Annotated in this window: 16 protein-coding genes; 10 read left to right on the top strand and 6 right to left on the bottom strand. The window is 37.8% G+C overall.

Annotated features, from left to right (window positions below; genetic code table 11):
- Nucleotides 1–102: 102 nt before the first annotated feature.
- The 5 genes from HMPREF1639_RS02210 to HMPREF1639_RS02190 form a co-directional block, all read right to left on the bottom strand.
- Nucleotides 103–1,566 (bottom strand): ABC transporter ATP-binding protein, encoded by a 1,464-nt coding sequence (locus tag HMPREF1639_RS02210; RefSeq protein ID WP_036762818.1) that lies wholly within the window; start codon nucleotides 1,564–1,566, stop codon nucleotides 103–105.
- Nucleotides 1,548–2,246: an energy-coupling factor transporter transmembrane component T family protein gene (locus HMPREF1639_RS02205; protein ID WP_052045381.1), complete on the bottom strand. Its 699-nt coding sequence runs from the start codon at nucleotides 2,244–2,246 to the stop codon at nucleotides 1,548–1,550. The genes HMPREF1639_RS02210 and HMPREF1639_RS02205 overlap by 19 nt, the downstream gene beginning before the upstream one ends.
- A complete protein-coding gene (locus tag HMPREF1639_RS02200) occupies nucleotides 2,246–2,854 on the bottom strand; it encodes an MptD family putative ECF transporter S component (RefSeq protein WP_036762817.1) in 609 nt (202 codons plus the stop codon). The genes HMPREF1639_RS02205 and HMPREF1639_RS02200 overlap by 1 nt, the downstream gene beginning before the upstream one ends.
- A 99-nt stretch (nucleotides 2,855–2,953) precedes the next feature.
- The gene (locus HMPREF1639_RS02195; protein ID WP_036762816.1) at nucleotides 2,954–4,675 is read right to left on the bottom strand and encodes an ABC transporter ATP-binding protein; all 1,722 of its coding nucleotides are present in this window, start codon (nucleotides 4,673–4,675) and stop codon (nucleotides 2,954–2,956) included.
- 1 nt (nucleotide 4,676) lies between these two features.
- Complete coding sequence (locus HMPREF1639_RS02190; protein WP_036762815.1) at nucleotides 4,677–6,446, bottom strand: ABC transporter ATP-binding protein; 1,770 nt, start codon at nucleotides 6,444–6,446, stop codon at nucleotides 4,677–4,679.
- 167 nt (nucleotides 6,447–6,613) lie between these two features.
- Between HMPREF1639_RS02190 and HMPREF1639_RS02185 the strand changes: the two genes are divergently transcribed.
- The 10 genes from HMPREF1639_RS02185 to HMPREF1639_RS02140 all read left to right on the top strand — a co-directional run bounded on the left by HMPREF1639_RS02185 (nucleotide 6,614) and on the right by HMPREF1639_RS02140 (nucleotide 19,581).
- Complete coding sequence (locus HMPREF1639_RS02185) at nucleotides 6,614–7,570, top strand: helix-turn-helix domain-containing protein (RefSeq protein WP_036762820.1); 957 nt, start codon at nucleotides 6,614–6,616, stop codon at nucleotides 7,568–7,570.
- Between the two features lie 205 nt (nucleotides 7,571–7,775).
- Complete coding sequence (gene uvrC, locus HMPREF1639_RS02180) at nucleotides 7,776–9,590, top strand: excinuclease ABC subunit UvrC (RefSeq protein ID WP_036762813.1); 1,815 nt, start codon at nucleotides 7,776–7,778, stop codon at nucleotides 9,588–9,590.
- A 4-nt stretch (nucleotides 9,591–9,594) separates the two neighbouring features.
- Nucleotides 9,595–10,527, top strand: coding sequence for an HPr(Ser) kinase/phosphatase (hprK, locus tag HMPREF1639_RS02175; RefSeq protein ID WP_036762811.1), 933 nt, complete (start codon nucleotides 9,595–9,597; stop codon nucleotides 10,525–10,527).
- An 87-nt stretch (nucleotides 10,528–10,614) separates the two neighbouring features.
- Nucleotides 10,615–11,535 carry a UDP-N-acetylmuramate dehydrogenase gene (gene murB, locus HMPREF1639_RS02170; protein ID WP_036762808.1) on the top strand — a complete coding sequence of 307 codons (921 nt, stop codon included), beginning with the start codon at nucleotides 10,615–10,617 and terminating at the stop codon, nucleotides 11,533–11,535.
- A gap of 67 nt (nucleotides 11,536–11,602) precedes the next feature.
- Nucleotides 11,603–12,340, top strand: coding sequence for a PHP domain-containing protein (locus HMPREF1639_RS02165; protein WP_036762805.1), 738 nt, complete (start codon nucleotides 11,603–11,605; stop codon nucleotides 12,338–12,340).
- 25 nt (nucleotides 12,341–12,365) lie between these two features.
- Nucleotides 12,366–13,229, top strand: coding sequence for an RNase adapter RapZ (gene rapZ, locus HMPREF1639_RS02160; RefSeq protein WP_036762802.1), 864 nt, complete (start codon nucleotides 12,366–12,368; stop codon nucleotides 13,227–13,229).
- A gap of 10 nt (nucleotides 13,230–13,239) precedes the next feature.
- Entirely contained in the window at nucleotides 13,240–14,376 is a 1,137-nt protein-coding gene (locus tag HMPREF1639_RS02155; RefSeq protein WP_036762800.1) for a gluconeogenesis factor YvcK family protein, read from the top strand.
- Nucleotides 14,377–14,451: 75 nt separating this feature from the next.
- Nucleotides 14,452–14,868, top strand: coding sequence for an NUDIX hydrolase (locus tag HMPREF1639_RS02150; protein WP_036762797.1), 417 nt, complete (start codon nucleotides 14,452–14,454; stop codon nucleotides 14,866–14,868).
- A 3-nt stretch (nucleotides 14,869–14,871) separates the two neighbouring features.
- Entirely contained in the window at nucleotides 14,872–15,837 is a 966-nt protein-coding gene (gene whiA, locus HMPREF1639_RS02145) for a DNA-binding protein WhiA (protein ID WP_036762794.1), read from the top strand.
- Between the two features lie 42 nt (nucleotides 15,838–15,879).
- Nucleotides 15,880–19,581, top strand: coding sequence for a DNA polymerase III subunit alpha (locus HMPREF1639_RS02140; protein WP_084572448.1), 3,702 nt, complete (start codon nucleotides 15,880–15,882; stop codon nucleotides 19,579–19,581).
- Nucleotides 19,582–19,673: 92 nt separating this feature from the next.
- Here HMPREF1639_RS02140 and HMPREF1639_RS02135 read toward each other — a convergent pair whose 3' ends face one another.
- Entirely contained in the window at nucleotides 19,674–20,816 is a 1,143-nt protein-coding gene (locus HMPREF1639_RS02135; protein ID WP_156955930.1) for a hypothetical protein, read from the bottom strand.
- Between the last annotated feature and the right edge of the window lie 621 nt (nucleotides 20,817–21,437).

The following is a 21,437-nucleotide window of genomic DNA, read 5'->3' as shown; positions in this document are numbered from 1 at the left end:
ATTTAGCGTTGGGAGAGAATTTTTTCTCTCACCAACGCTAAATATTATACAACCAGAGTAGCGATTCGGGGGTCGGTTTTTTATGATAAAATATTTAATTTACTAGTTAGTCTTCCTTATAAAATCAATAATGCTTTCCTCGTTACCTCTGATAGGGATTTTCTTATTTTCAAGACCATCCACTAGAAGGACTGTGTCTGCCACCCTAAATAAGACTTCCATATCATGGGTGATAAGTATAATAGGGATCTGGCCCTTCTTTTTATTTATCTCTTTGGCCACCATATTCATCCTCAAAAAGTCTAATCCTGCAGTAGGCTCATCTAGTATAAGAATTTTTCTATCACTCAATAATCCCAGCGTAAGTGATAGCCTTTGTTTTTCTCCTACAGATAGTTCATGTGGCCTAAGATTTCTCTTCTCCCAGAGGTCAAGACTTATTAGGAGGTCCTTGACCCTAGACAGGTAGTCCTGGTTCCCTATCTTATCTTTTGGTATCAGCTCATGCTCCAGAGTGTGGGCAAATAACTGAGAAGAGGCATCCTGCATTACATAGTAGGAATTTTTCAATCTCTCCCTTTTAGATTTTCCATGACTGGTAAGGCCAGACTTTATTGTAAGCAGACCTGATAGCTGTTTGGCCAAGGTAGTTTTTCCTATACCATTTCTGCCGAGTATGGCCATACATTCTCCTTTTGAGAGATGAAAGTTCAAATTATTTATAAGGATATTTTTACCTATTTCTACCTTTAGGTCTTTTACTATAAAATGAGGTTTTTTATTATCAGGGGTATAAGTTGATTCCAGTTTGTTTAGCTTGAGTCTAGTTTCATCAAGGCAACGCAGCTTATTTTCTCTGAGTATATTCTCGTCTACATCTAGGTTCTTGTAGCTATTTACAATTTGGCCATCCTTCATAATAAGTAGTCTATCAAAAATATCCTTTAGATAGTAGAGCCTGTGTTCTGCTATTATAATAGTCTTTCCCATTTTTTTTAGTTTTAAAAGGGTATTTTCTAGGTCTTTTATAGACGAATAATCAAGGCTAGCAGAGGGCTCATCAAATATAATAATATCGGTATCATATACTAGGGTAGAGGCTATAGCAACCTTTTGTCTCTGTCCACCAGATAGGTCAAATACGGACTTATTGCGGATATCTTCAAGGGATAGAAATTTAATGGCCTGGTCGACTCTTTTAACTAGGTTTGAGTAGTCCATACCCAAGTTTTCTCCAACTAGGGCAATTTCATCTTCTGCTATAGTAGAAAAAAACTGGTCCTTTGGATTTTGGAAGACATTACCCATATATTTGGCTATTTCACCGTTGAGGAAGTCTGAAATATCCCTGCCGTAGAGGTAGATAGATCCCCTTAGGTCGCCCTCATAAAAGTTGGGTATGAGTCCGTTGATTGTCCTTAGGAGACTGGTTTTACCGCAGCCTGATAGACCAGACAAGACTAAGCACTGTCCCTTTTCGATATTCAGATTGATTTTTCCCAATATCTTTTTTTCTCCATAAGAACATTCATCTATGGAAATATTTATTATACTATTTTTATCCATATGCAACCTCCCAATATCAAAAATCCAAGGGTCAAGGCAAGTCCATCTAGGTAAGAGAATTTATACCTTCTGTAGCTTGTCTTTTTACAGGGGTAGTCTATCCCCTTTGTAATGATAGAGCAGGTAAGGGCATCACTTATATCTAGGACCCTATACATCAGAGGAACTATAAATATTTCAAAGCTGCGAACAGGGTGGACCAGACTAAAGCCTAGTCCCCTTGTCTTGGCGCCCTGACGAATTTCTCCTAGTCTGGCATAAAATTCAGGTAGGAACCTAAAGAATATGGCTATACTTATACACAACTTATGAGGTAGGCCAATTTGTCTAAAGGTCGCCATTAGTACATTTGATGAATAGCTCGATGAAATTTTGGCCAGTATAAATAGGGGAGAGAGTTTTATCATTATAAGCAGCATGATATATATGGCCCCGGTCCAATGCCCCATCTCAAACCCCCTGCCAATTAGTTGGGTCAGGAGGAAGAGAATGCCTAGGTAGGCAATAGTTTTTATAACTTCCTTTCTCAGTACTAAAATCTCCATAAATACTGTTATGGCCAGCATAGCTATATAAAGGGGCTGATTTGCAAGTAGGGTAGATATGGAGAAGACCAGCATCAAAATAAATATACTAAGTGGATTGAAGCATATTTTACTGTTTTTTGCAAAATTCTTCATTAGTCTAGTATAGATCCTTTCTTAGTATTTTTTGCAAAGAATTTTTGGTCTATATATTTTGCCAAAAATACACCTATTATAGATGCTAGCAGCTGTATGCCCATAATTATACAGAAGTTTCTAGGATTAAAGAAGAAGTCATGCATCCACTGGGCCTTCTCTAAGGTGAACATCTTTGGGAATTGTTCTACTAGACCCTGGCTTCCAAGAACTAGAATAAAAAGAAAGCCATGAAGTGAATATATAGCTTCTGAAATTATATAGGCCAAGCCAATGCGTCCGTACTTGTCATCATCATTCTTATTGCTCTTAGTTCCAGCTATTATTTCTCCTACAAGACCGGCTAGGAGCATGATTATTAGCATAGGCCAGAAGCCCATTACAGAATATACTAGACCTGATATCAAGTAGTAGATGAAGATACAAGGCTTTTTGTGGACCTTCTTGTACATAACTATAAATATAGGCGCTGTCAGCAGACTACCTATTGATGTATGTATAAAGGGTCCATAGACTCCTAGGGCACTGGTAGCCATACCAGTAACTATACTAATTACAAATCCTACTACACCGAATAAAGTTACTTTTATAATATCTTTTAAATTCATTGTTTACCTCCTTGTTAATATGTATTTATAAGCCATGTATACTAGATGAAAAACACATCAAAATTACAAGTGCTTTATAGATAAAATAAATATATATGTTTATCCCTGTTTCTGAGTCTTCCACAGCTTGTAGAAAAGACCCTTATTTTCTATTAATTCACTAGAAGAACCCTCTTCCACAACCTGACCCTTGTCTAGAACTATTATCTTGTCTGCATTTTCGATAGTTCTCAACCTATGAGCAATTATTATTACAGTCTTATCCTTTATAAGTTTTGATAGGGCCTTTTGTATTTTTGTTTCATTGTCAGCGTCCACACTAGCAGTAGATTCATCCAAGAATATAATTGGGGCATCCTTTAGAATAGCCCTGGCTATAGATATCCTCTGCCTTTCACCACCTGATAGGAGTGACCCATTTTCGCCAATTTTGGTATTGTATCCGTCTGGAAGGGTCTGGATAAAGTCATCCAGTTGGGCAATCTTAGCTGCCTCTACAACTTCTTTATCTGTGGCGTTTTTCTTTCCTATCCTGATGTTTTCCATTATGGTATTGTTGAAAAGTACCACATCTTGAAAGACCATTGAATAGTGCTTCAAGAGACTTTCAGGATCTATATCCTTGATATCTATTCCACCTAGACTTATCTGGCCTGAATTAACATCCCAAAATCTAAGCATCAGTTTTGCCAGCGTAGACTTTCCGCATCCAGATGGGCCTACAAGGGCTGTGGTCTGTCCCTGTTTTGCCATAAAGCTAATATCATTAATAACGGTCCTATCATCGTAGCCAAAGCTTACGTTTTTCAATTCTATATCAAAGCTCTTGATGTCAATATCTTGACCAGTCATTAGCTTTGCCTCAAATATTTCTCTCATTCTTTCATTAGGAATTTCTACCATCATAAATTCTATTATAAATGCCAGGCAGGCGTCCATTGGTGCATAGATAACCAAGCAGGCTATTAGGAGTCCTAGGTATTGGGCTAGGCTGAGATTACCTGATTGGTACTGGTTTATACCGACAAATATCGACGAAAGTACACCCAACCTCAACAAGGAGCTAATTGGTCCCAGCATAAAGGGGATAGATATTTCAGCCCTAAGGTGCTTTTGCTCTTCCTCGTCCAATTGGTCTTTAAATTCGTCTAAGGTTTTTTCCTGCCTCTGGTAGCCCTTAATTGCCAGGATATTTTCCAAAATCTCCTGGATAGAATCAGACACCTTTAGTTTTTCCTTATGATGGATTTTTTCTAGCTCAATTTTTTTATTTCTTGCTAGGAATATTAGACCCAGGCCAAGAGGGAAGGGCCATATAAGGGCTAGGGCCATTTTCACATTTAAACTTGCTATCATCAAGCCAATTAAGCATACTGATATTATATTTCCATAGAATTGTGGGACGGCATGAGAGTATGCGTGCTCCATACTTTCCATATCGCTCATTATTGTGGCTGTCAGGTCAGATAGGTCTCTCTTGTTAAAGAAGGATAGGGGGAGTTTTCTCATATGCTCTGACAGGGAAATTCTCTTCTGGGCTATCTCTGTGTAGGTAGTGGTATATACACTATCATATTGTAGTTTGTTTGCAAAATATATACATATCACAGTCAAGGGCACAAGTAGGATATAGTAGCTGGATGTATATCCCACTTGTGTGTGGAACTTGTATATATTTAAGCTCTCGTCTAGGAATGTGAAGACCACAAGCATGGGTAGCATAAATGATATATTAAGTAATGCGCTGTATATTACACCCCTTGACATTTTTCTAGCACCCTCTGGAGAGAGTGAATATTTGTTCTGTAAAAATTTATTCATTTTAAACCCTCCATTCTATACTCTTTGAATAATTATTGTAGAGGTCAGCATAGTAGTCACAGTTGTTCATCAGGTAGTCGTGGCCGCCCTTGTCCAGGATTTGACCTTTTTTCATAACTATTATTTCATCTACATTTTTTATTGAATTTAGTCTGTGGGCTATCATGATGCTGGTCTTATTATCCTTTAACTTTTCCAAACTTTTTTGTATCTTGTTTTCGTTTTCTGGATCGGCAAATGCCGTAGCTTCATCTAGTAGGAGTATAGGAGAGTCTTTCAAAAAAGCTCTGGCTATAGATATTCTCTGGGCTTCACCACCGGAAATATAGGTTCCTTTTTGCCCAATCATTGTATCCAAGCCATTTTCCATTCTAGCCAGTATGTCCTGGCAACTACTAGTCTCTATTGCCTGATCTATTTGTTTATCGCTATAGCTATGTCCCATGCAGAGGTTGTCTTTCAAACTTTTTTTCAATAGCTTATTTTCCTGGAAAACTATGGCTAGTTTGGACATTAGGTCATCCTCCGTAAGACTCTTGATGTTGACCCCGTCTATCCTAATTTGGCCCTCATCTATATCATAGAAACGACCAATTAAGTTTAAGAGAGTAGACTTGCCAGACCCACTTTCACCGACTAAGGCATATGTTTTGTTTCTATCAAAATGCAAATTTATATTTGTTATGGCTGGAAGGTCCTTGCTTGGGTAGGTATAGCTGACCTGGTCGAATACTATGCCGGTTTCATCAAATTGAGGGTATTCGATTTCCTTCATAGGCTCTAGGTCAAATATGGTATCTAGCTTTTGTATGGTTACCATAAATTGGTTCTTGGCCTCTGATAGACTTGCCAATTTCATCAGGCTAGAGTGGAGATTCATGGTGATCATTATATATAGGATAGAATCTGTAAGTAGCTTGAGAGGTTGGTCTACACCGTCTATCAATAGGATTGTTATAGGGCCTATTAAAATTGTTGGTAGGTATAGGGCCAGGGTATATAGACTCATAGGTAGTCTGCAGTGGTTGACGAAAAATTTAGCCTTTTGGTCGTAGTCCATGATTGCTGAATAAAATTTCTGAAAGCTTTCAACTGTTTGGTTGAATACTTTGACGACGGGCATACCCCTGATAAATTCAACCCCACTTATACCTAATTTTTCAGATGTGGTCATATAATCTTCCATCAACTTTTTTGTCTTGGGTCCCATAATCATGGACATACTTGCTATGGCAAAGGCTATTCCCAGTAGACAAATAGCTCCAAGCCTAATGTCTACTAGGACTATTAGGGCCAACATTAGCACGGGAATGATAAAGGCAGACGCCATATCCGGCATAATATGGGCTATAAAGCTATGGGTCTTTGAAGCATTGTCATCTATCATTCTCCTGATTCTACCGGAATCTTCATTTTCAAAAAAACCAATAGGTAGTTTCATCAAATGACTAACAGCATTTTTTCTAATGTTTTTTTCCACCCTGAAGGCCAGAATGTGTGAAAAATACTGGCTCAAGAGACTTGTTAATATACCTATAACCTGGCTGATAAAGATATACAAGGCATATATCTTAATTAGCCGAATATTTAAGTGGTCTGCTAGGATCAATTCCATAGATATTTTCCAGACAAAGTAGTATGGTGCAATAGTAACTATACCTGAAAAACTGGATACTAAGATAGATAAGGGGTAGAAGAGTTTTTTATCTTGGCCGTATAGGTTGACTATACTTGAAATGCTAGTCTTTGATTTTTTTTCCTTAGATTTCATTGTTAACCTCCTTCTTATAGTGTATAATAATAATTATTACAAGCTAATATTAACTTATATCAAGAATGATTTCAATATATATTGGCCAATAATGACCAAACATAATAAACGTCTAATCGAGACAATTTACAGGAGGGAGAGTATTATGGCTTATGAAGGAGAGTATTATGGCTTATGAATTTGAAGACTTTTTGCTAGGTATGGGGTTTAAAAAAATTGAAAACTGCAATAGGTATTCGAGACTAGGAACTACCTATGGGATTAAGGAAGAGGATATGGATGGATACTACTGGTTCTATGATACTGACTTGTTTTCAGTAAACATACATGATTTTATGGTTAAGAAGGATATGGTGGTAAGTCACAGATTCTTATCGGATACTGAGGTAGTAGCCACATCATCATTTTTAAAAACAGCTCATGGAGAGTGCCTAACTCCCTATCAACCTGTAAATGACAATATGGTTTTCGTCAACTTTCATGAGAACTATACATTCAGGTTTCTTTTGCATGGCGGTTTTCCATATTTTTCTGTAGGCGTAGAGTTTAAGAAGAAATTCATCAACGAATACCTAGCAGGTAACTTCAATATTAGTCCAAAGAAAATCAAGCAGGCCCTACAAAATTCTAATAACAGTCCCATAGCTAGGGACATAGGCAAGTTGGTAGATCAAATATTAGAATACAAGAGCACGACGCCTGGTAGTGAGATATTCTATGAGATAAAGGTGAAAGAGTGGCTGAGGTTGACCCTAGACCAGTACTTTGAAGAGGATAATAGGTTAAAATTGAGTGATATAGATGAGACAGCCTTGGATAGCGTTGCGTCCTATATTTGCGACCATTATGCCAGTAAGATATCTCAAGATTTTCTTTGTCAAATAGCCATGATGGGTAAGACCAAGCTCAAGGAAACTTTCAAGAACAAGTTTAATATGAGTATTACTGAATACATACAAAGGAAGAGAATAAATGTAGCGGAACATATGATTTTGAATACTGACCTAAGCATAAGTGAGGTATCAAGGTCGGTCGGCTATAGGTCCCAGAGTAGGTTCACCCAGCTATATAAAAAATATACGGGATCCTATCCTAGTGAAATGAAAAAGTGCAGAAATGATTAATTGGAAAGTGAATAGTCCCTTTTGGATAAGCGTATCTATACTAGCAAAGGCAAGAAGCTAGATACAATATTCAGGGGGGACTTTTTTGGAATTCAAAAATAGGGTATAATTATACTACTAGAGATAAAATATAGCTGGGAAAAGGCTAAGAATAAAATTTACAAACAAGTCTCGGACTAGGCTAGAAACGAAAGGAGGTTAAGTTGTGTTTGACATAGAAGAGCATCTGAAAACTCTGCCTGCTAGCCCAGGCGTCTATATAATGAAGGACAAGTACGGAAATGTAATATATGTCGGCAAGGCGGTATCCTTAAAAAATAGAGTTAGGCAGTATTTTCAGTCTTCGAGGAATCATTCTGACAAGGTCAGGTCCATGGTAAAAAATATTTATAGCTTCGAATATATAATGACGGATTCAGAGCTAGAGGCTCTAATCCTCGAATGTAATCTGATAAAAAAATACAAGCCTAAATACAATATCCTCCTTCGTGACGACAAGACCTACCCATACATAAAGGTGACCGTGAATGAGGACTATCCAAGAGTCTTAAAAGTCAGGAGGATACTCAAGGACAAGGCTAAATATTTTGGACCCTACTCAAATGTATCTGCTGTCAATGATACAATAGATATAATAAGGAACATATATCCTATTAGGTCCTGCAATATTGATATGGACAAGGCTATCAGGACAGGCATGAGACCCTGTCTGAACTACCATATCAAAAAGTGTATAGGCCCCTGTAGAGGTAGGGTGTCAAAAAAAACCTATATGGATATGGTTGATGAAATTATCCTATTTTTATCAGGCAAGGAAGACAAGCTAGTGGGTATCCTAGAGGAAAAAATGAAGGCAGCATCACAGGCTCTCATGTTTGAGGAAGCGGCATCCTACAGGGACAAGATTAACAGTCTCAAGGATGTAATGGAAAAACAGAAAATATCAAATGTCCAGAGTGATTCCGACCAAGATGTTATAGCCATGGCCAACTTTGATCAAGAGGCCTGCGTTCAGGTATTTTTTATCAGAAATGGCAAGGTATCGGGTAGGGAAAACTTTATGCTAGAGGGAGTCAAGGATAGTGAGAGGTCTACAATCTTATGTTCCTTTATCAAACAGTTCTATATGTCCCAAGAATATATACCAAAGGAACTCATAGTAGAAGAGGAATTCTTGGATATGGAAATAATGGAAGAAATCTTAACTTCAAAAAGGGGTTCTTCAGTCAGTATAAAAGTTCCAAAGAGGGGGGACAAGAAAGCCCTAATCTTGATGGTAAGAAAGAATGCAGATGAATACCTAGTAAAGTTTGATGACCTAAAAAAGAAAAAATACGAGAGGAGCATAGGCTCCTTAGAAGAATTGGCCAAGATTTTGGATCTCGATGCAGGAAGGCTAGAAAGAATAGAAGCCTACGATATATCCAATATCCAGGGGGTGGACTCTATAGGTACCATGGTAGTCTACACAAATGGCGTCAAGGACAAGAAGGAATACAGGCGATTTAAGATAAAAACCGTAGAGGGACCAGACGATTATGCCTCTATGGCAGAGGTCTTGGACAGGAGGTTAAAGCATGGTAACCTACCAGACCTAATACTATTGGATGGTGGCAAGGGCCAGGTATCGGCTGTCAAAAAGGTTATGGAAGATAATGGAGAGGATATACCGCTTTGGGGTATGTACAAGGATGATAGGCATAGGACCAAGGGACTCCTAAATGGGGACAAGACCATTGAACTGGATAGGACAACTAGCCTATACAGGTTTGTGGCAGGTATTCAAGAAGAGGTTCACAACTATTCAATATCCTATCATAGGAGCCTTAGAGATAAGAAAATGACCAAGTCTATCCTAGACGATATACCTGGTATAGGTCCAAAGAGGAAGAAGACCCTGATGGCCAGGTTCAAGGATATTGATAATTTGAAGAAGGCCAGTAAGGAAGAATTAGTGGCCTTGGATGGTATAACAGATAGATTGGCAGAAAATATATTAAAATATATAAACGAAAGGTAATAGGATGTCAAAAATTACAGTAAGAAATTTGATCGATGACTTAAAACTAAAGGAAATAATATCTCCGGACAAGAAGGCAGAGGAAACGTATATCACTGAAAAGGAGTTGAATAGGCCGGGTATCCAGTTGGCAGGCTATTTTGACTACTTTACACCAGAAAGGATACAGATTATAGGCAAGACAGAGTATACCTTCTTTGGTAATTTCACCCGCAAGCACAGGCTAAAAACTCTGGATGAGTATTTTTCCTACGATATACCCCTAGTAATCGTGACAAGGGGGATGGAACTGAGGGAAGACTTCTATGAATATGCCCACAAGCACAATGTTATAGTTTGTTCGACAGAATCAGCCACTACTAGATTTATCAATAGGCTGTCATGGTACCTAGAGGACAAGATGGCACCACGTGAAACAATACATGGGGTATTGGTCGATATCAATGGTGTTGGAGTACTGATTCGTGGCGAAAGTGGTATAGGTAAGTCTGAAACAGCTCTTGAATTAATACAAAATGGAAATAGACTAATAGCAGATGATGCCGTAGAGATAAAGAGGGTAGATGATGGTCTAGTGATAGGACAGGCTCCCGAAATATTGAGAAATTACCTAGAGATTAGGGGGATAGGTATAATAGATATCCAGAGTCTATATGGAGCTAGGGCTATGAATACTTCCAAGAGGATTGACCTAGTAGTACATTTGGAAAGTTGGAAGTCTGACAAGTACTACGACAGGTTGGGACTAGATAGGGATTATGAATATATGCTAGGTGAAAAAATAGAAAAACTAGTAGTACCAGTCAAGCCTGGTAGGAATACTGCTATGATACTAGAGGTTGCTGCTATGAATTATAGGCAGAGGCAGCTGGGCAATGATGCAGCAGTTGAATTTTCTAACAAGTTGACAGTAGCCATTAAAAATAATGAAAAATAAATAATTTTGGAAAACTATTGTTATTTTTTTGTGTATTGGTTATTATATAAGGTGGTAGATTATTAGGTATTTTAAAAGGAGGCTAAGATGGATAAGAATCAGGTTTATAATTTGTTGAGTAAAATTATAGATGAAAAATCGATTTATATAGATGAGCCAATGAACAAGCATATATCCTTTAAAGTAGGAGGTCCAGCCGATATTTTAGTTAGACCAAGGACTGAGGAAGAAATAAGTAATGTTTTTAAGCTGGTAACAGATTTAAAGATACCATTTTTTGTAAAGGGAAATGGTAGTAATATATTGATAAAAGATGGTGGCTTTAGGGGTCTAGTGATAGAAATGTCGGACAACTTTAGTGATTTTGAGATAAGAGGAGATGAAGTAGAGATTCAATCTGGAGCCCTATTATCAGTAATAGGTAGGGCAGTTATGGAGGAATCTCTGACAGGCTTTGAATTTGCATCGGGTATACCAGGTACCCTAGGTGGGGCTCTAGCTATGAATGCAGGGGCCTATGGTGGAGAGATGAAGAACATAGTGAAGACTGTAAGGTTGATGAATGAACAAGGTCAGGTTGTTGAGTTCTCAAATGAGGAAATGCACTTTGGCTATAGGCACAGTAGGTTGAGTGATGAAAGCTGGATAGCCATATCTGCAGTAATCTCATTAGAAAAGGGTGACTACAATGAAATAAAGGAAACTATGGAAGACCTTGCTACTCAGAGGAGGACCAAGCAACCTTTAGAATACCCAAGTGCAGGTTCTACCTTCAAGAGGCCAACTGGTTATTTTGCAGGTAAGCTGATTCAGGATTCCAACCTAAAAGGCGTATCTGTAGGTGGAGCCCAGGTGTCTAGCAAGCATTCAGGTTTTGTAATCAACTACAACAAGGCAAGTGCCAAGGACATAGTGGACTTAATCGAACACGTAAAAGCTACAGTATATGAATGTCAGGGTGTACACCTTGAAGAGGAAGTAAAGATATTAGGAGAAGAGAAAAAATAATCGACTTGTATAATTTAAGAGGTCGATTATGCTAGTAGTTAAATAGACTAGTAATCTGGAGGTGACTATGAAAATTCTTGCAGATTATCATACACACACTATATTTAGTTGTGGTAATAATGAAAAAAGAAGGCATGCCAAGGGAACCATTGAAGAAAATGTCCTAGCTGCCATTGACAAGGGCTTGGAGGTTATTGGTATTTCCGAACATGGATTTAATCATAATTTCTATGGCTTGTCTAGAAAAAATGCTAAGAGAGAAAGAGAAGAAATAGATAGGTTAAACGAAAAGTATCCCCAGATAAAAATTTTGATGGGAATGGAGTGCAATATCTTGGATGATACTGGCAAGATTGATATGCCAGACGATATGGTTCAGTATTTTGACTATATACTGGCTGGCTACCATTATGGGTCCAAGCCGACATCGTTTAGGTCGCTACTCCATCATATAGACAATGTATTGTTTTCAGGAAAGTTATTTTCCAAAGACTACAATACAAGAGCCCTTATAAGGGCTATGGAAAGGTACGATATCAAGTATATTACCCATCCAGGAGACAAGGGTGATATAGATATTGAGAGGGTGGCGGAGGCTGCTGTAAGGACTAATACAGGCCTGGAAATAAATGGTCATCACGACAAGTTAAGTGTTGATATGATTGAGGCTATTAGTCATATGGATATCAAATTCTATATAGGCTCTGATGCACATAAGCCGGAGAATATAGCCAATTTTAAGAGGGCCTATGAAATAGTAGAAGAGAGTGGTCTAGCCCCAACTAGGGTTGTGAATTTAGGTTAGACACTGGTATATAAGGGAGGTTTTTATGAAGTTTGTCATAGTAACGGGATTGTCGGGTTCAGGCAAGAGTGAGGCTATGAAAGCCTTGGAAGATATGGGCTTTTATTGTGTAGATAATTTACCTCCAGCCCTGATAGTGAATTTTGCAGAATTATTTTTTCATGGTAATTCAAATATAGACAAGGTTGCCCTAGGTATAGATATAAGGGGAAGAGAGTTTTTCCAGACCCTAAATTCAGCTCTTGACCAGTTGAGTGCAGCCAATTTCAAATATGATATGATTTATTTGGACTGTGATGATGATGTCTTAATCAAGAGGTACAAGATGACTAGACGTAACCATCCTCTAGCTGCAAATTCACGTATATCAGACGGTATAAAAAAGGAAAGAGTAATAATGGAGCCTCTCAAGAAGGTTTCAAAGATGATAGTAGATACAACAAATATGAAGCCTAAGGACCTAAAGGCAGAGATAGCCAGTATATATGATGAGGGTGATGGACTAGAAAGTCCAAATATAACTATTTCAGTTGTGTCCTTTGGATTCAAGTATGGTCTACCTATAGATGCAGACCTGGTTATGGATGTGAGGTTTTTGCCAAATCCATACTATGACTTGCAACTAAGGCAAAAGACTGGTGACTCTCAGGATGTAAGGGACTTTGTCATGGATTCCAAGGTTAGCCATGACTTTGTAGAAAAGTTTTTTGATATGCTAGACTTTTTGATTCCTGAATATGTGAACGAAGGCAAGCAGCACCTTGTAATAGGTGTAGGTTGTACAGGAGGTAGGCATAGGTCGGTTACAATAGCAAACTATACTTATGATTATCTAAATAGCAAGGGATACAGGGCAGTCAAGAAGCATAGGGATGCCAAGTTAGACTAGGGGTGAGGACATGACTAAATTAGAGATAATTTTATTGATTTTATCATTTTTGGGCATTGTAGCCTTTATAATAGCCCTAGTGGTCCTATACAAGTTTATCAAGCTATACAAGAAGACAATGGAACAAAATATTAGGCATATGGAGATGTTCACCTATAAAAAGGACGACCCAAACGTGGTAGTTATCGGCGGTGGAACAGGCCAGTCAGTATTTTTGAGGGGCCTAAAGCATGAAACAAAGAATATAACAGCCATAGTTACTGTTGCAGATGATGGTGGAGGTTCAGGTGTTTTGAGAGAAGACTTGGGCATGCTACCACCAGGAGATATTAGAAACTGTCTTTTGGCCCTGGCCAACATGGAACCAACTATGAGTGAGGTCATGAAGTATAGGTTTCAAGAGGGCAGTTTGAAGGGGCAGAGTTTTGGGAACCTATTTTTGGCTGCTATGACCGGAATATATGACAACTTTGAAACTGCAGTATACAAGATGGGACAGGTATTTGCTATTACAGGCAGGGTTTTGCCAGTATCACTGGATGATATAAATCTAATAGCTGAGCTAGAAAATGGTGATACAGTAGTAGGTGAGTCTAATATACCGTGTCAGGTCAGGAAGACTAAGAGTCCTATCAAGAGGATTTATTTGGACAAGCCAGATGCCAAGCCACTTGATGAGGTTGTCACATCTATTAAAAAGGCAGATGCCATTGCTATAGGGCCGGGTAGTCTATATACCAGTATCCTACCAAATTTATTGGTGGACGGTGTGGTAGATGCCCTGTCGACTACAAAGGCACCAAAGATATACGTATGTAATATAATGACCCAGCCGGGAGAAACTGGTGGCAAGAATGTCTTAGACCATGTAAAGACCCTAGTTGACCATGCAGGTATAAATTTCATAGATTATGTCCTAGTAAATAATGAGGCCCTACCACAGGGTGTATTTGAAAGGTATGCCAAGGATGGAGCTGAACTAGTAATGTTGGATAGTGACCAAAGAGCAGATCTAGAAGATATGGGCATAAGTTGTATTGAAGCAAAATTGATAGAGATTAAGAAGGGCTATATACGTCACGATGCTGAACTGGTATCAAAGGCTGTTGTGGATATAGCAATAAAAGAAAAAACGAAAAATCAGTAACAATATTGAGTTAGACATAGCAATATAAAATAAAAAGTAATAACATTTGATTTGAAAAAATTAAGGAGTGATACTATGAGAGAAGAGCAAAGTGCAGGAGGGGTTGTTCTCCTAGGAAATGCTATCTTGCTACTGAGAAAGTACAATGGTGACTGGGTCCTACCAAAGGGGAAGATAGAGCCAGGTGAAACTCATGAAGAGGCAGCCCTAAGAGAAGTAAGAGAAGAAACTGGAGTTAAGGCGACTATTGGCAAGTACCTGGGTGAAATTCACTATACATATAAGGAAAATTGGGATCAGTCTAGGTCAGTTCATAAGATTGTATATTGGTACCTAATGAAGACCAAGTGTATGGACACTATACCGCAGAGGGAAGAGGGTTTTGTAGATGCCAAGTTTATACACATGGATAGGGTTGTAGATATGGCTAGGTATGATGATGAAAAGGAAATTATAAGAGTGGCCTTGAAGGAAATAAAAAAGGGGCACTAGACTATGTCATTTTCTACAGAGACAAAGAATGAGTTGACAAGAGTGGAAAATCCTAGTAAAAAGGCTGATATAGCTGAATTATCAGCTATAATCAGACAGGCTGGGACCCTGCAGTTATCCGGCAATATGAAGATTAGTCTAAAAATATCTACAGAATTAAATTCTATAGCCAGGAAAATTTTCAAGCTCTTAAAATCATGTTTTGATATAAATACAAGTATCACAGTAAATAAAAATCAAATGTTGAAGAAAAATAATTCTTATGTCTTGACTGTTACACCGGAAATGGGTGCGGCAAGACTCCTTGTAAATCTTGGAATACTGGGAAAGGAAGACAGTTTCTTTTCTAGAAATGATATACCAAGGCAGATAGTTGATTCATCTGAGGAAGCATATGCTTACGTAAGAGGGGCCTTTTTGGGCTCAGGCTCTATAAATGACCCAGAAAAAAACTATCACATGGAGATAGTGACCAATGATGAAGACTATGCCTATGAGCTGAGCGACCTGATAAATTCAATGGGGTTTACTAGCAAGATAGTCATTAGGAAGACATACTATGTTGTTTACCTAAAGGAAAGTGAGCAAATATCAGATTTATTGGCGATGATAGGAGCCCACAAGGCCATGTTTGAGTTGCAAAATGTAAAGATAGTAAAGGATATGCGAAACAAGGTCAATAGGATAGTAAATTGCGAAACAGCTAACCTGTCTAAGACTGTAGACGCAGCAGTCAAGCAGGTTGAGAATATATTGATAATACAAAAAACAATTGGTATAAGCAAGCTACCGGCAAACTTACAGGAATTAGCCCTGCTTAGGCTGGAAAATGAAGATATCAGTCTCAAGGAGTTGGGTGAAAAATTACATCCACCACTTGGCAAATCAGGCGTTAACCACAGGTTTAAGAAAATTGAAAAAATTGCTGATCAATACAGGGATCAAATCTCTTTTGATGAGTTGTTCTAGGCTGATGCTTATGCATCAGCTATTTTAGGAAGGAGGGCAAGCATGGAAGAAAGTATAGACAGTGGTCAGATTGGAATAGACCGCACAAATTTAGATACCAAAAATGACCAAGTCTTGAACGAAAAAATCGACGATGTGAGTTTTGAAGCGAAAAAAAATACAGACTTCTGCCACCTGCACGTCCATACAGAATTCAGTCTCTTGGATGGATTTTCAAGATTGGACAAGTTGATACCAAGGGTCAAGGAACTAGGGATGACAGCCTGTGCAATTACAGACCACGGTTCTATGTTTGGTGTAATAGATTTCTACAAAAAGTGCAAGTCGGCAGGTATAAAACCTATAATAGGGTGTGAGGTATATTTGGCACCAAGAAGTATGGATAGCAAGGATTCAACCCTAGATAAATATTCATCCCACCTAATCCTGCTAGCTAAAAATAATGAAGGCTATAAAAATCTTATAAAAATAGTATCTGATGCCTATGTGGATGGATTTTACTACAAGCCAAGGACTGACAAGGAACATTTGAAACAGTATTCTGAAGGTATAATATGCCTATCTGCCTGCCTGAATGGAGAAATACCTAAGGCTCTTTTGGCTAGAAACTACGACAAGGCTAGACATATAGCCCAAGACTACATGGATATATTTGGCAAGGATAACTTTTATCTAGAGGTTCAGGACCATAGGTTGGCAGAGGATAAAGAGGTCAATGCCGGTCTCTTGAAGTTATCTAGAGAGATGGGAATTCCCCTAGTTGCCACCAATGATGCCCACTATGTCTACAGGGAGGATGCCAAGACTCAAGATGTCCTGATGTGTATACAGATGCAAAAGACCCTAGACGATCCATCTAGGATGAAGTTTCCAAATGATGAATTCTATATCAAGTCTAGGGAAGAGATGGAAGAACTCTTTGCCTTTGCACCTGAATCTATAGACAATACCCTAGAAATAGCCAAGAAGTGCAATGTGGAATTTGACTTTGACAGCTACCATATACCTACCTTTGATGTGCCAGATGGCTATACTCCTTTGACCTATCTCCAGTACTTGTGTAAGCAAGGACTAGTGGAGAGGTATGGAGATGAAGATGGCAATGTAGGGCAGGAGCTGAGAGATAGGTTGAACTACGAAATAGATGTAATAGCAAATATGGGATATATAGAGTACTTCTTGATTGTGTGGGACTTTATAAACTATTCCAAGCAAAATGATATAATGGTTGGACCGGGGAGGGGGTCTGCAGCAGGCTCAATAGTAGCCTATACCCTAAAGATAACGGATATAGACCCCATTAAGTACAACCTAATTTTTGAGCGTTTTCTAAATCCAGAGAGAGTAACCATGCCCGATATAGATATAGATTTTTGCTATGAAAGGCGTGAAGAGGTAATCGATTATGTAAAACGAAAATATGGTATTGACCATGTTGCCCAGATTATAACCTTTGGTACCATGGGTGCCAAGTTGGCAATTAGAGACGTCGGTAGGGTCCTTGATGTAGCCTATAACAAGGTGGATACAGTGGCCAAGGAGATACCTTTTGCTCTTGGTATGACCATAGATAAGGCCTTTGATATGAACCCTAATCTTGGTAAGCTATATGATGCAGATCATGAGATCAAGGAAATCATAGATATATCAAAAGAGATGGAGGGCATGGTTAGGCACGCCTCTACCCATGCTGCAGGTGTGGTTATTTCCAAGAGGCCAGTATATGAATACGTGCCCCTATACAAGAACCAAGATTCCATTACTACCCAATTTACGATGACAACCCTAGAAGAATTAGGTCTATTGAAGATGGACTTTCTAGGTTTGAGGACCCTGACAGTTATCAGGGATGCCCTAGACCTAATAGAAGTAAATCGTGACAAGAAGGGCTACAAGGAAAAGATAGACTTTAGTAAGATGGAATACAATGATCCAAAGGTATTCGATATGATATCACAGGCAAATACCCTAGGTGTATTTCAGTTGGAAAGTGGCGGTATGAGGAACTTTATGAAGCAGCTAAAACCAAACTGCTTTGAAGATATAGTAGCCGGTATATCCCTATTTAGACCGGGTCCAATGGACTCTATACCAACATATATAAACTGCAAAAATCATCCTGACCAGGTGACCTACCTGCATGAAAAGTTGAGACCTATACTAGATGTGACATATGGCTGTCTGGTATATCAGGAGCAAGTAATGCAGGTGGTAAGAAACCTGGGTGGGTATAGTCTAGGGCGTAGTGACTCCGTTCGTAGGGCCATGAGTAAGAAAAAGATGGACGTCATGGAGAAGGAGAGACAGTACTTTATCCATGGTAAGTTGGATGAAAATGATAATATAGAGATAGCAGGTTGTGTGAGAAATGGTGTACCAGAGGATGTAGCCAACCAGATATTTGACGATATGATAGACTTCGCCAAGTATGCCTTCAACAAGTCGCACGCAGCCGCCTATGGAGTCCTATCCTATGAAACAGCCTATCTAAAGTGCTACTACCCAGTCGAATTTATGGCAGCCCTTATGACCTCTATTATGGGTAATAATGACAAGGTTGTAGAGTATATGAGGGAGTGTAATGCAATAGGTATAGAAGTATTACCGCCGGATATAAACGCGTCATATTCAAAGTTCTCAGTAGACGGCGACCACATTAGGTTTGGGTTGGCTGCTGTAAAGAATGTAGGTGCTAATGCCATAGATAATATAGTTGCGGAGAGAGATGCAAACGGTCCATACCAAAACCTTACAGACCTAGTCAAGAGGATTGATTCAAAGTTTGCCAACAAAAAGACCATAGAAAGTCTAATAAAGTGTGGTGCTTTTGACTCAACAGGTGACAATAGGGCCAGCCTCATGTTTGCCTATGAGGAAATTTTGGATTCTATAAGTAAGGACAAGAAGAGAAATGTGGCAGGTCAGATATCCATGTTTGATATGTTTGCAGATATGGGTAGGCAGGACGAGCTGGAGCTAGGTAAGATAGAAAGGGTTGAGGAATTCAAGGACAGGATAAGGCTGGATATGGAAAAGGAAGTTCTAGGCCTCTATGTATCTGGACACCCACTATCCGAGTATTCAGAAAAACTGGAGAATAGGACATCAATCAGCAATGTACGTATCAACAAGCTTAGGGAAGAACCTGAAAAATTATTGGAATTGAATGACCAAGAACATATAATTGGCGGTATGATAATATCTAAAAAGTTATTCTCAACCAAAAATAATGAGATGATGGCGTTTATCAATGTAGAGGATCTCTATGGAAGTATGGAAGTAGTAGTATTCCCTAGGGTTCTTGAAAAGTATAGCGACCTTGTCAAAGAAGATCAGATAGTCTTGATTAAGGGGAAAATTAGCATCAGGGGAGACGAGGACGTGTCTCTTATTGCCAGTCAGGTCAAGTCCATAGATGATGATAGCAAATTTGCCAGTCAAAAGCCAGTTTATAACGGTGGATACGGTAGGGGTGAAAACTATAAGAGCCTGGTTCTAACGGGAACTGGAAAAAAAGTGTTTATAAGGGTAGATTCTATGAAGAATATGGATCTACTCAACCAAATATACAATATTATCAGGAACTACCAGGGAACTGACCCAGTGATAATTTATCCTCTTGATGAAAACGACCAAGGTCATAAAAAGACCTATAAGCTAAAGGATATGGGAGTATATGCCAGTGATGATTTAAAACTTGAACTGAATAAGCTGATGGATGAAAAAGATATAGTGATGAAGTAATAGATAAATAAAACTATGTAACTGCATATACAAACAAAGCCCTCAAAGGGTCGGTATATAGTCCGACTTTATGGGGGCTTTGTTACTAAGAATTATCTTTTTTTGGTGATGGAAGATTTGTGAGTATTTTCAAATATCTTGATACTATTGTTTACCATTTCAAGGAACATATCTCCATCGACCATATATAGGCTGTCCTGTCTTTTAAGGACCTTATTTATAGCGTTATAGATATCTGCACATACTTCCCTATCATTACTGTAGACAAATTTATCGTCCTTATTAGAAAGTATGGTATCATTTTTCTTAATATATACAGTACTTTTCGATATAAAAACATTAATATTATAAGAATTCAATGGTGTCAAGCTCGGTAGATTATTTAGAGAATAAACACTAAAGTTTTCATAGCGGTCTATTAAGTCTGCTAGGTCATTACAATAAGCATAAATATCATCGTAGTCTATAGTAACATTATTACCGTAGAAAGACACTGAGTCACTACTAGCTAGGTAAAGAAGGTTATCAAAATTAAAAATAACATTTACCTCTATACCAGCATTGAGCATATCATAGACAGTCTCTAATGAATCATATGTCCAGTCAAGAATATACTTCTTTAACTTCTTTTTTTTTACAAATTTTTCAAAAGTGTCTATCTTTAAAAAAAACCAGTTAAAATACTGGGTAAGTATGATAATTGGAGATTTATTAAGCTTGGCAATCAGAAGGTTTTCTAATTCGCAAAGTTGATAACTAGTAGACTGAAACAAGATGTTTCTGTTTAAAAACTGCATCTTACACACATTTTCTATATTAGTAAGGACATTGCTAGAATCAGTAGCATTTAACAATATAGGCTTTCCGTATGGATTAAATAGATATGAAAGCAAGGCATGGTCTTTTAAATATATAAAGTTATCACATATATTTTCACAATCTAAATAGACAGTTGTATTAAACATTGCAAGTGCAAACAAAGACTCAATAAAAGAAAATATGTCTTCTAAACCAAGTTTAAACCATTTTGATGAAATGGCGATGTGTAAATTGCAAGTAAGATTTTTTGTAGAAAAGAATGTATAGCTATTGAAATTTCTATCATTAAAAATATCAAATGAGCGTAAAGATATATAAATATCCATTGTATCCTGCTGGGCAGACGAAACTATGAATCTTATTAGATTAGAAGTTTTTTCGTCTATCAGGTTTTGGTCAACAACAGTAAAATTCATTTTTTCGTGTTTGTTTGACAGAGGATTTTTTACTAATGTTGTATAGTAAGAGTCTCTGACTATATTAGATAGAGCTAATTGGACAGAGACTTCGCTATTCAAGATTAATCTATTGTCCGTTAACTTTTGTATGTCATTTTGTATATCTGATAAATAAATTCTCTTTGCAAAAAAAGAGGATATATCTTCAATGACATTTAGTATTTCGGAATTTGAGGGTAAATTTTTATCGTGAATCCACTTGCTAATGTAGGATGGATCATAGGATAGATAACTAGCTAATTCCTTTGATTTGACTTTAGTAATAGTCAAAAGATACTTAAGAAAAGTTCCAAAAGTAGGTATTTCTGATTTATACACGTCATCACTCCTTATAATTAATATTTTTACAGGACCATTATATCATAAAAAAATAGCGAATTAAAGATAGAGAAAAATATTAATTTATAAAAATATATGGCTTGTATAAACAATACATATAGAGCATTGGATGAGTATTGAATAAAAAACTTTTAAAAAAGTGTTGACTTATGTAATATAATTTGCTATAGTATTACTTGTACTTAAGACAGAGGACAGACAAGAAAAACACTTCAAAAAAGAAAATAAAAAAACTTTTAA

The organism is Peptostreptococcus sp. MV1 (assembly GCF_000758885.1).
GTDB lineage: Bacteria > Bacillota > Clostridia > Peptostreptococcales > Peptostreptococcaceae > Peptostreptococcus.
Note: the sequence above shows the minus strand (reverse complement) of the source record. Positions and strands in the feature narration are given on the sequence as shown.

Coding starts and splice junctions, on each gene's coding strand:
- whiA (WP_036762794.1), top strand. CDS start 14,872: ATGTCATTTTCTACAGAGACAAAGAATGAGTTGACAAGAGTGGAAAAT.
- HMPREF1639_RS02155 (WP_036762800.1), top strand. CDS start 13,240: ATGACTAAATTAGAGATAATTTTATTGATTTTATCATTTTTGGGCATT.
- HMPREF1639_RS02210 (WP_036762818.1), bottom strand. CDS start 1,566: ATGGATAAAAATAGTATAATAAATATTTCCATAGATGAATGTTCTTAT.
- HMPREF1639_RS02200 (WP_036762817.1), bottom strand. CDS start 2,854: ATGAATTTAAAAGATATTATAAAAGTAACTTTATTCGGTGTAGTAGGA.
- HMPREF1639_RS02135 (WP_156955930.1), bottom strand. CDS start 20,816: ATGAATTTTACTGTTGTTGACCAAAACCTGATAGACGAAAAAACTTCT.
- HMPREF1639_RS02165 (WP_036762805.1), top strand. CDS start 11,603: ATGAAAATTCTTGCAGATTATCATACACACACTATATTTAGTTGTGGT.
- HMPREF1639_RS02190 (WP_036762815.1), bottom strand. CDS start 6,446: ATGAAATCTAAGGAAAAAAAATCAAAGACTAGCATTTCAAGTATAGTC.
- HMPREF1639_RS02185 (WP_036762820.1), top strand. CDS start 6,614: ATGGCTTATGAATTTGAAGACTTTTTGCTAGGTATGGGGTTTAAAAAA.
- HMPREF1639_RS02140 (WP_084572448.1), top strand. CDS start 15,880: ATGGAAGAAAGTATAGACAGTGGTCAGATTGGAATAGACCGCACAAAT.
- rapZ (WP_036762802.1), top strand. CDS start 12,366: ATGAAGTTTGTCATAGTAACGGGATTGTCGGGTTCAGGCAAGAGTGAG.
- murB (WP_036762808.1), top strand. CDS start 10,615: ATGGATAAGAATCAGGTTTATAATTTGTTGAGTAAAATTATAGATGAA.
- HMPREF1639_RS02205 (WP_052045381.1), bottom strand. CDS start 2,246: ATGAAGAATTTTGCAAAAAACAGTAAAATATGCTTCAATCCACTTAGT.
- hprK (WP_036762811.1), top strand. CDS start 9,595: ATGTCAAAAATTACAGTAAGAAATTTGATCGATGACTTAAAACTAAAG.
- HMPREF1639_RS02150 (WP_036762797.1), top strand. CDS start 14,452: ATGAGAGAAGAGCAAAGTGCAGGAGGGGTTGTTCTCCTAGGAAATGCT.
- HMPREF1639_RS02195 (WP_036762816.1), bottom strand. CDS start 4,675: ATGAATAAATTTTTACAGAACAAATATTCACTCTCTCCAGAGGGTGCT.